A 10,529-nucleotide genomic window follows, 5' to 3' on the forward strand; every position below is an offset into this window, starting at 1 on the left:
GGCAGTTCCCGCCAAGGAGTACGAAATGGCCAACGCAAACCTGTTCGCATCCTTCCGCGGCGCCCTGCTGCCGAAGGCCACGGTCCGCAACGAGGCCGGTGGATCGGCCTATGCCCGTGACCCGCGTGCGGCCTTGGCCCTGTTCGCTGCCACCGGTTGCTTGAACAGCACCTTCTACGCCAGCGCCGATACGCAGCTGGAGCAGGTGCAGGCGCTGTGCAACGAGGTCGATGCCGGCTTCATTGCCCGCACCGCCGCCTATGCCCACGGTGTGGCGCACATGAAGGACGTGCCGGCACTGCTGTTGGCGCTGCTGAGCGTGCGTGATGGCGAGGCCTTTGCCGCGGCCTTCCCGCATGTGATCGACAACGGCCGCATGCTGCGCACCTTCGTGCAGATCATGCGCAGTGGTCGGGTAGGTCGCCGTTCGTTGGGGTCGTTGCCGAAGCGCCTGCTGCGGCAGTGGCTGGAGCAGGCGTCGCCGAAGGCGATCATCCGTGCGGCGATCGGCAACCAGCCGTCGCTGGCCGATGTGATCCGCATGGTCCACCCCAAGCCGCAGGATGCCGCGCGTGAAGCGCTGTATGCCTGGGTGATCGGGCGGCCGTACGACGAGGCGCTGTTGCCAGCAGAACTGCGTGCCTACGAGGCGTTCAAGCGCGAACCGCGTGGGATGCTGCCGGACCTGCCGTTCCAGTATTACAGCGCGCTGGCATTGGATGCGGCGCAGTGGTCGGTGCTGGCGCGCAACTCAAGCTGGCAGCAGCTGCGGATGAACTTGAACACCTTTGCCCGTCACGGTGTGTTCGAGGATGCGGCGATGGTGGCTGAAGTGGCAGCGAAGCTGCGTGACCCGCAGCAGATCGCCCGTTCGCGGGTGCTGCCCTACCAGCTACTGATGGCCTACCACGCCGGTGCGGCACTGCCGCGTCCGATCCTGGACGCGCTGCAGGACGCGATGGAAGTGGCGACCGCGTCGGTGCCGGCATTGCAGGGCAAGGTGGTGGTGGCGGTGGACGTCTCCGGTTCGATGCAGTGGCCGGTAACCGGCTATCGCAAGGGGGCAAGCTCGGCGGCGCGGTGCGTCGACGTGGCGGCCTTGATCGCGGCCTGTGTGTTGCGCGGTCACCCGCAGGCGCAGGTGCTGCTGTTCGATACCGAGGTGCATCCACAGCAGTTGAACCCGCGTGACAGCGTGATGACCCTGGCAAAGCAGTTGGCAATCAATGGTGGCGGTACGTCGGTAAGTGCACCGCTGGCCTACCTCAACCGCAAGCGGGCGCAGTTGGATCTGCTGGTGCTGGTGTCGGACAACGAAAGCTGGCGTGACACCCGCGGCAACCGTGAGACCGCAACCATGCGTGAGTGGGCCGCGCTGAAGGCGCGTTGCCCGCAGGCGCAGCTGGTCTGCATTGATCTGCAGCCGGTGGCCAGCAGCCAGACGGTAGAGCGCGAGGACGTGCTGCATATCGGCGGCTTCAGCGATGCGGTGTTCGAGTTGCTGGCCAATGCCAGCCTGCCGCCGGCACAGCGCCCGCGCTGGGTGGAGCGGATCGCGGCAATGGATTTGTAAGGGCGATACGGATGTCGCCGATGTGATGCCCGGCCGGCAATGGGGCCGGCCGGGCCTGGAGACTATTTCATGGGAGAAGGCGGATGCCGGCCTGACTACATTGGTTGTTCATTCCGGTTCGAATCCGGAGAGTCAGTCCAACCCTTGCCGTCTGCTCCCACCCCTCAATGTCGGCATGTGCGAATGCCGATGGAACTACAGCCTTTCACGCTCCAGGTCGCGGGTTCGATTCCCGCCCGATGCCGCAATGCATCGGTAGCTCAGTGGATAGAGCAGGATCGCCGCCTTGCCCTCGTGGCACAGCGGTGAAACGTTCCATCATTCTTGTCGTACTTGCCGGCACCTTTTCATATTACTTCGTGCTTCGGCATGAAAGCGCATCAACGTCGGCATGCACGAATGCCGAAGGAACTACAGCCTCTTAAGCTCCGGGTCGCGGGTTCGAATCCCGCCCGTTGTGGAAACGCAGCGGTAGCTCAGTCAGGTAGAGCAGGATGTTCCTTCAAACCTCGTCGTGCAGGCCGGCACCTTTCGTAGATGTTTCATGCGGTGAATGCAGGTGGAACTACATTGGAAGCCCTTCGGGGTCGGGTTCAAGTCCCGGCCGCCTTGCCAGACCTGTTCTGGCATTGCGGACAGTTCCACCCCCTTTGTCACCGCACCTTTGATTTGAAGATGACAGGAAAGCCATCAATGAACGACACCAATTACAACGTGATCCAGGAGCATGGTGCGGCACCGATCAAGCTGTGGACGCGCGGCGTGCCCTTGGAAGACGAGGCCCGTGAGCAGCTGAAGAACATCGCGCGCCTGCCCTTCATCCATCAGTGGGTTGCGGTGATGCCCGACGTGCACCTTGGCAAGGGCGCAACCGTGGGCTCGGTGGTACCGACCATCGGCGCCATCATTCCGGCTGCGGTTGGCGTGGATATCGGCTGCGGCATGATCGCCACCCGCACAACGCTGACCGCCAGCGACCTGCCGGACAATCTGTCGGCCCTGCGCAGCGCGATCGAACGCGCAGTGCCACATGGCCGCAGCGTGACCCGTGGCGGCCGCGACAAGGGCAGCTGGGACACCGCGCCGGAGCTGGCGGTGGAAGGCTGGTCGCAGCTTGCTGCTGACTTCGCCCTGATCTGCGAGCGCCACCCCAAGCTGAAGAACACCAACAACCTCAAGCATCTGGGAACGCTGGGTACCGGCAACCACTTCGTCGAGGTGTGCCTGGATGAAGAGCAGCGCGTGTGGTTCATGCTGCACTCCGGTTCGCGTGGCGTCGGCAATGCCATCGGCACCTACTTCATCGAGCTGGCCAAGCAGGAAATGCGTCGCTGGATGATCAACCTGCCGGACCAGGACCTGGCATACCTGCCGGAAGGCAGCGCGCATTACGGCGACTACGTGTTCGCGGTGGATTGGGCACAGCGTTTCGCCCGCATCAACCGTGAGGTGATGATGCGCAACGTCGTGGCCGCCGCACGTACGGTGATCAGCAAGCCGTTCGAGGCGCAGGCCGAGGCGGTCAACTGCCACCACAACTACGTCAACCGCGAGCACCACTTCGGCAAGGATGTGCTGGTGACACGCAAGGGCGCAGTGAGTGCGCGCAAGGGCGAGATGGGCATCATTCCGGGCAGCATGGGCGCCAAGAGCTTCATCGTGCGCGGGCTGGGCAACGAGGACAGCTTCCACAGCTGCAGCCACGGTGCCGGCCGCGTGATGAGCCGCACCAAGGCGCGCAAGCTGATCAGCGTGGATGACCACATCAAGGCCACCGCGCACGTGGAGTGCCGCAAGGACGCCGAGGTAGTGGATGAGTCACCGGCCGCCTACAAGTCGATCGAGGCGGTGATGGAGGCGCAGCGCGATCTGGTTGAGATCATGCATACCCTGCGTCAGGTGGTATGTGTGAAGGGATAAGACAAAATGGCGCTCCACTGCGGTGGGGCGCCACAGGAAGGCAAGACAATGGAAATGATTGAAATCGATGGAACCCAGGGCGGCGGGCAGTTGCTGCGCTCTGCGCTGAGCTTGAGCCTGTGCACCGGGATTGGCTTTGCCATGCAGGACATCCGTGCCAAGCGCCCGCGGCCGGGGTTGATGCGCCAGCATTTGACCGCGGTCAACGCCGCAGCGCGGATCAGCAATGCGCAGGTGGAAGGCGCTGCGCTGGGGGCGACCACGCTGCGTTTCGTGCCCGGCATCGTGCAGGCGGGCGACTACCACTTCGCCATCGGCAGCGCCGGCTCGGCGACGTTGGTGCTGCAGACAGTGCTGCCTGCGCTATGGCAGGCCTCCGCGCCGTCACGTGTGCGGCTGGAAGGTGGTACGCACAATCCGATGGCACCGAGTGCCGACTTCATCAGCAGCTGCTATCTGCCGGCATTGGCGCGCATGGGCGTGCAGGCGGACCTGCAGTTGCATGTGCCGGGCTTCCATCCGGCCGGTGGCGGGGTGCTGGAAGCGACGGTGCAGGGGTGTGCGCAGCTGCAGCCACTCGAGTTCAGCGTGCGCGGGCCATTGCAGGCGCTGGAGGCGCAGGTACTGGTGTCGGGCCTGCCCGCCGCCATCGGCCAGCGTGAGCTGGATGTGCTGGCCAAGCGCTTCGGTGTGGATGCGCATCCGCGCCATGTGCGGGTGGTGCGGCCAGCCTTGGGGCCGGGCAATGTGGCCTCGATGACGCTGCGCCATGACAGCCATGTCGAGCATTTCGACAGTCATGGCGAGCGCGGGCTGGCCGCCGAGGACGTGGCGGGTCGGCTGGCCGACACCGTGCAGGCCTATCTGGAGGGCGGTGCCTGCGTGGGCGAGCACCTGTCCGATCAGCTGTTGCTGCCGATGGCCTTGGCGGGCGGTGGTCGCTTCACCACCGCCACGCTCAGCGACCATCTGCGCAGCAATGCGCGGCTGATCGAGAAGTTCCTGCCGGTGGAATTCGACTGGCAGCAGCGCGGACCACACTGGGAGGTATGGGTCAGCGCCTGATCGACCGGGTTTGATCTCGCGCAAGGCATGGGGGCAACATCGGGTGTGCAATGGTGTCACCACCACCCTTCATCCAAGGAGAACTGCCATGTACAAGCGCATCCTGATCGCCACCGACGGTTCCGAGCTTTCCGCCAAGGGCCTGGCCAAGGGCTTGGAGTTGGCCGCCCAGCTGGGCGCGCATGCCGACATCGTCACGGTTTCCGAGCCGTGGGCGGTGGGCATGTACGACGCCATGGGCTGGAGCGCAGGCTACGAGGCCAGCCCGGAGTACAAGAAGGACCGCGAGGAAGCCGCACAGAAGATCCTGCAGCCGGCGCTGGCAGCCGCGCACGCCGCTGATGTCGCCGACGTGCAGACCCACCACGTGCTGGACCGCTACGCCGCCGACGGCATCATCGACACCGCCAAGGCCTGCAACAGCGACCTGGTGGTGATGACCTCGCATGGTCGCCGCGGCGTCACCCGGGTATTGCTGGGCAGCCAGACCTCCGAGGTGCTGGCCCGCAGCACGGTCCCGGTGCTGGTAATCCGCTGAGGCTTTGCTCCCTCCCTTGCGTGCGCAGCACGGAGGGGAGGGGTGGGGAGGGGTGCTTGTTGCTGTGTCCCCAAAGAACCCAGTGAGCCGAATCAGCAAAGCCCTCAAACGAGGGCTTTGTCGGAGCAGGTGAGAGGGCCGGCTGCTATTCACGCTTGGCCGCCAAGAGCACCCCTCCCCAACCCTCCCCTGCGCTTCGCGCAAGGGAGGGGGTAGAAGATCACCAGCTATACAGCTTCCAGTACACCGGCTTGGTGCCGTCCTTGTCGCTGTCCATGCGGCCGTCGCCATCGCGGTCGTACATGTAGAACGGTGCGCCGCGCGACGGGGTCACCTTGACCATGCGCAGGGTGCCGCCGACCCGGTATTCCTCGATGGTGTCGCCGTTGTCCATCGACTTGCGCGTGATATCCGCACCTTTGACATCTACCGGAGGCGAGCCGCCGCCGAGGGAGGCGCAGCCGGCCAGGGCCAGCAGGGGAATCAGCAGCAGGGATTTCATCGGGTCGCATCCTTCGGTGGGAATGGTTCGATTATGCCTGTCCACATGCGGCAACGGTCCGCCGCGTAGAATCAGCGCATGAGCAGATTAGTCCTTATAGACGGTTCCAGTTACCTGTACCGCGCGTTCCACGCGCTCCCGCCACTGACCAACGCCAATGGCGAGCCTACCGGCGCGCTGTTCGGCGTGGTCAACATGCTGCGGTCCACGCTGAAGGAAAAGCCCGAATACGTGGCCTTCGTGGTCGATGCGCCGGGCAAGACCTTCCGCGACGACATGTATGCCGAGTACAAGGCCAACCGTCCGCCGATGCCCGACGACCTGCGCTCGCAGGTGCAGCCGATGTGCGACATCGTGCAGGCGCTGGGCATCGACATCCTGCGCGTCGACGGTGTCGAGGCCGATGACGTGATCGGCACGCTGGCGCTGGCCGCCGCTGCGGATGGACTGGAAGTCACCATCTCCACCGGCGACAAGGATTTCGCCCAGCTGGTGCGTCCAGGCGTGGTGCTGGTCAATACCATGACCGGCAGCCGCACCGACTCGGACGCGGCGGTGATCGACAAGTTCGGCGTGCGCGCCGATCAGATCATCGATTACCTCGCGTTGATGGGCGATACCGTCGACAACGTGCCGGGCGTGGAGAAGTGCGGCCCCAAGACCGCCGCCAAATGGCTGGCCGAGTACAACGACCTGGATGGCGTGATCGCCGCTGCCCCGGGCATGAAGGGCAAGATTGGCGAGAACCTGCGCGCCGCGCTGCCGCGGCTGCCCTTGAACCGTGATCTGGTCACCATCCGCACCGACGTGCCGCTGGAACAGGGGCCACGTGACCTGCAGCTGCGCGAACAGGACGTGGAGTCGCTGCGTGGCCTGTACGCGCGTTACGGCTTCACCCAGGCGCTGCGTGAACTGGGTGGGGTTGCCGCACCGGACGTCGCTGCCGACAGCAAGCCCAGCCTGCGCGGCACTGCCGCTGGCTATGCCAAGGCCGTCGACAGTGAGCCGGCTGCAGGGCTGGACCCGGCGATGGCGGCCAAGGGTGAATACGAAACGGTATTCACCAGCGAGCAGCTGCAGGCCTGGGTGGAACGTCTGCAGGCCGCCGATGAATTCGCCTTCGATACCGAAACCGATGCGCTGGATGCGATGCGCGCCAACCTCGTTGGTATCAGTCTGGCGGTCGAACCCGGCAAGGGCGCGTACATCCCAGTCGGCCACATCTATCCGGGTGCGCCGGCACAGCTGCCGATGCAGCAGGTGCTGGATGCGCTCAAGCCGCTGCTGGAAGATGCCGGCAAGAAGAAGCTCGGCCAGCACGGCAAGTACGACATCCATGTGCTGCGCCGCCACGGCGTCGAGGTGCAGGGCTATGCCGACGACACCATGCTGGAAAGCTTCGTGCTGAACTCCACCGCTACCCGCCACGACATGGACTCGCTGGCGCAGCGCTATCTTGGCTACACCACCACCAAGTTCGAGGACGTGGCAGGCAAGGGCGCAAAGCAGATTTCGTTTGCCCAGGTTGGCATCGACGAAGCCGGCGCCTACGCCGCCGAAGACGCTGACATCACCTTGCGCCTGCACCGTGTGCTGGGCCCGCAGCTGGCGGCGGTGCCGTCGCTGCAGAGCGTGTACCGCGATATCGAAATGCCGCTGGTGCCGGTGCTCGCGCGCATCGAGGCCAACGGCGTGCGCATCGATGCGGCCGAGCTGAAGCGGCAGAGCAGCGATCTGTCCGCACGCATGCTGGCGGCGCAGCAGAAGGCCACCGAGCTGGCAGGGCATACCTTCAACCTGGATTCGCCCAAGCAGCTGCAGGCGGTGTTGTTCGACGAGCTGGGCCTGCCGGCGTTGGTGAAAACCCCCAAGGGCCAGCCCAGCACCAATGAAGAAGCGTTGGAAGCGATTGCCGAGCAGCATGAGCTGCCGCGCGTCATCCTCGAATACCGCGGCCTGACCAAGCTGCGCAGCACCTATACCGACAAGCTGCCGGAGATGGTCAACCCGGACACCGGCCGTGTGCACACCAGCTACCACCAGTCGGGAGCAGCGACCGGGCGCCTGTCCTCGTCCGATCCCAACCTGCAGAACATCCCGGTCCGTACCGAGGACGGCCGGCGTATCCGCAAGGCATTTGTCGCACCGCCGGGGCGCAAGCTGATGGCCTGCGACTACTCGCAGATCGAGCTGCGGATCATGGCGCATCTGTCGGAAGACCCGGGCCTGGTGCGCGCATTCGAGCAGGGTGCCGACGTGCATCGTGCCACCGCTGCCGAAGTGTTCGGTCGCGCGCTGGACGAAGTGACGCCGAACGAGCGTCGCGCGGCCAAGGCAATCAACTTCGGCCTGATGTACGGCATGAGCGCGTTCGGCCTGGCCAAGAACCTGGGCATCGATCGTGGCCAGGCGCAGGATTATGTGGCGCTGTATTTCAGCCGCTATCCGGCGGTGCGCGATTTCATGGAGCGCATGCGTGTGCAGGCGCGCGAGCAGGGCTACGTGGAGACCCTGTTTGGTCGCCGCCTGTATTTGAACGACATCAACGCCCGCAACCAGGGCCTGCGTGCCGGCGCCGAACGTGCCGCCATCAATGCGCCGATGCAGGGCACCGCGGCGGACATCATCAAGCGCGCGATGGTCAGCGTGGACACCTGGCTGCAAGGGCACAGTGACAAGGCCAGGATGATCCTGCAGGTGCACGATGAACTGGTGTTCGAGGCCGACATCGCATTCATCGACACCTTGCGCGCGGAAGTCGAGCAACGAATGGCATCGGCAGCGAGCTTGCGTGTTCCCTTGGTAGTGGACACTGGAATCGGTGAAAATTGGGACGAAGCTCATTGATTTTCTAGTTTCTTAACTAGAAACATTTAGTAAATGAAACAATGCGTCGCGTTACACCGTATTTAGTAAATGCCAGTGTTATTCGGCAGATGAATCTGTCCTTAATTCTTTTGAAAAGGCGGCAGAATCTTCACGATCCATCAAGGTTGGGAATGCTCATATAGTCCGCGACAGACGCAACGTCTGTCGCGGATCTCTCCCATCCCCTGGAGCAGATCTCGGAGCGGGGATTCCTCCCCAAATGCCCGCTCCCCGGCCCCGTCGACCCCCCCCTGGTCGGCGGGGCTTCTTTTTGTGTCATTTGAAACTATTTCGACGAGAGACTGCTCTCGACCAGTTTCTCGCGCCATCTTTATCCGCACTGGCCGACGATGATGTCATCGAGTGATGGAGGGGAATCATGTCCGACCTGTTCGCACTGGCGATGCCGTGGTGGGAGTTCATCCTGCGCGCGGTGATTGTCTATGCCGTGGTGCTGGTGATGGTGCGGGTTGCTGGCAAGCGCACGCTGGGTCAGTTCACCCCGTTCGACATGCTGTTGCTGGTGTTGTTGGGCAATGCAGTGCAGAACGCGTTGCTGGGGCAGGACACGTCATTGGGCGGCGGCTTGCTGTTGGCAGCCACGCTGATCGCGTTGAACTACGTCGTGGGCTGGATCACTACCCGCAGCCCGATGATGGAGCAGGTGATCGAAGGCGAACCGGTGGTGTTGGCGCGGCATGGGCACGTGCTGCAGAAGGTGCTGCAGCGCGAGCTGGTCAGCAAGGCCGATTTCGCCAAGGCGATGCGCGATGCCGGTTGCGATGAAGTGGATGAAGTTGATCTGGCACTGCTGGAAACCAACGGCCACATCACCATTATCCTGAAGAAGGACAACAGGTAGTGCCGAGCCATGCTCGGCAAAGGTGTTGTAGGAGCGGCGTAAGCCGCGAAGCTGACAGCAATGAAGTGGCGACGATGCTCGCAACCGGACCGACCATGAGCTTCGCGGCTTACGCCGCTCCTACACGTTTGGTTTCCTGGTAAAGCCCCTGCCGGGCATGGCTCGGCACTACAGCCAGTCGCGCGGGACCAGGTATTCGGCCAAGCGCGCTTCGTCGCTGCCGTTGTCGGGGGTATAGCCGTATTCCCAGCGCACGCGCGGTGGCAGGCTCATCAGGATGCTCTCGCTGCGGCCGCCACTCTGCAGGCCGAACAAGGTGCCGCGGTCGTAGACCAGGTTGAACTCGACGTAGCGGCCACGGCGGTACAGCTGGAACTCGCGCTCGCGTTCGCCATACGTTGTGTCCTTGCGGCGTTCGACGATGGGCAGGTAGGCATCGAGGAAACCGTCGCCAACCGCCTGCAGGTAAGCGAAGTCGGTTTCGAAGTCAGCGTGCAGGTCGTCGAAGAACAGGCCGCCAACGCCGCGCGTTTCATTGCGGTGCTTGAGGAAGAAATATTCATCGCACCAGCGCTTGTGCGCGGCATAGCGGTCTTCGCCGTAAGGTGCACACAGCTCGCGCGCAACCGTATGCCAGTGCTGCACGTCCTCGTCGAAGGGATAGAAGGGGGTCAGGTCGAAGCCGCCGCCGAACCAGGCCGCCACCGTCTTGCCATCCAGTTCTGCCTGGAAGTAGCGCACGTTGGCGTGGGTGGTCGGCAGGTAAGGGTTGCTGGGGTGGAACACCAGTGACACGCCACAGGCGCGCCAGGACGCTCCGGCGAGCTCCGGGCGGTTGGCGGAGGCCGAGGGTGGCAGGCGCGTGCCGGCGACGTCGGAGAAGCCGATGCCGGCCTGCTCGAACACTGCGCCATCACGCAGGATGCGGGTGCGGCCACCGCCGCCCTCGGCGCGCTGCCAGCGGTCCTCGTTGAAACGGGCCTGGCCGTCGGCCTGCTCGATGGCGGCGCAGATGCGGTCCTGCAGGCCGGTCAGATAGTCGCGTACGCGGTCGAATTCGTTCATGTGCGTACTGTAGCGGCGGCCCGGGCCCCGGCCCGCGGCACCCGGCGTTATATGGCGCCCCATTTGCCGTGGCGGGCGGCGCCCGGGGGGCGGGCGCGGTTTAGGTGTAGGGGGGGTGGGGGGCCCCCCACAGCTG

8 protein-coding genes are annotated in these 10,529 nt (G+C 64.3%); 6 read left to right on the forward strand and 2 right to left on the reverse strand.

Features of this window, described 5'->3' with window-relative positions; translation table 11 throughout:
• The first annotated feature begins 25 nt into the window (after positions 1-25).
• The 4 genes from AC1VWL_RS04980 to AC1VWL_RS04995 all read left to right on the forward strand — a co-directional run bounded on the left by AC1VWL_RS04980 (position 26) and on the right by AC1VWL_RS04995 (position 5,096).
• The gene (locus AC1VWL_RS04980) at positions 26-1,573 is read left to right on the forward strand and encodes a vWA domain-containing protein (protein WP_482985962.1); all 1,548 of its coding nucleotides are present in this window, start codon (positions 26-28) and stop codon (positions 1,571-1,573) included.
• Between the two features lie 693 nt (positions 1,574-2,266).
• Positions 2,267-3,493: an RtcB family protein gene (locus AC1VWL_RS04985; RefSeq protein WP_482985963.1), complete on the forward strand. Its 1,227-nt coding sequence runs from the start codon at positions 2,267-2,269 to the stop codon at positions 3,491-3,493.
• 48 nt (positions 3,494-3,541) lie between these two features.
• Positions 3,542-4,558 (forward strand): RNA 3'-terminal phosphate cyclase, encoded by a 1,017-nt coding sequence (gene rtcA / locus AC1VWL_RS04990; protein WP_482985964.1) that lies wholly within the window; start codon positions 3,542-3,544, stop codon positions 4,556-4,558.
• A gap of 88 nt (positions 4,559-4,646) precedes the next feature.
• Positions 4,647-5,096, forward strand: coding sequence for a universal stress protein (locus tag AC1VWL_RS04995; protein ID WP_282270134.1), 450 nt, complete (start codon positions 4,647-4,649; stop codon positions 5,094-5,096).
• Positions 5,097-5,316: 220 nt separating this feature from the next.
• On the opposite strand, the gene AC1VWL_RS05000 is transcribed toward AC1VWL_RS04995, so the two are convergent.
• On the reverse strand, positions 5,317-5,598 hold the full coding sequence (locus tag AC1VWL_RS05000) for a DUF2782 domain-containing protein (RefSeq protein WP_482985965.1): 282 nt from the start codon (positions 5,596-5,598) through the stop codon (positions 5,317-5,319).
• Between the two features lie 78 nt (positions 5,599-5,676).
• Between AC1VWL_RS05000 and polA the strand changes: the two genes are divergently transcribed.
• Both polA and AC1VWL_RS05010 read left to right on the forward strand, forming a co-directional pair.
• Entirely contained in the window at positions 5,677-8,445 is a 2,769-nt protein-coding gene (gene polA, locus AC1VWL_RS05005) for a DNA polymerase I (RefSeq protein ID WP_482985966.1), read from the forward strand.
• A gap of 400 nt (positions 8,446-8,845) precedes the next feature.
• Positions 8,846-9,328 carry a DUF421 domain-containing protein gene (locus AC1VWL_RS05010; protein WP_482985967.1) on the forward strand — a complete coding sequence of 161 codons (483 nt, stop codon included), beginning with the start codon at positions 8,846-8,848 and terminating at the stop codon, positions 9,326-9,328.
• A gap of 168 nt (positions 9,329-9,496) precedes the next feature.
• On the opposite strand, the gene hemF is transcribed toward AC1VWL_RS05010, so the two are convergent.
• Positions 9,497-10,393 (reverse strand): oxygen-dependent coproporphyrinogen oxidase, encoded by an 897-nt coding sequence (gene hemF, locus AC1VWL_RS05015; RefSeq protein ID WP_482985968.1) that lies wholly within the window; start codon positions 10,391-10,393, stop codon positions 9,497-9,499.
• Between the last annotated feature and the right edge of the window lie 136 nt (positions 10,394-10,529).

It is taken from the genome of Stenotrophomonas sp. STEN063 (assembly GCF_056854515.1).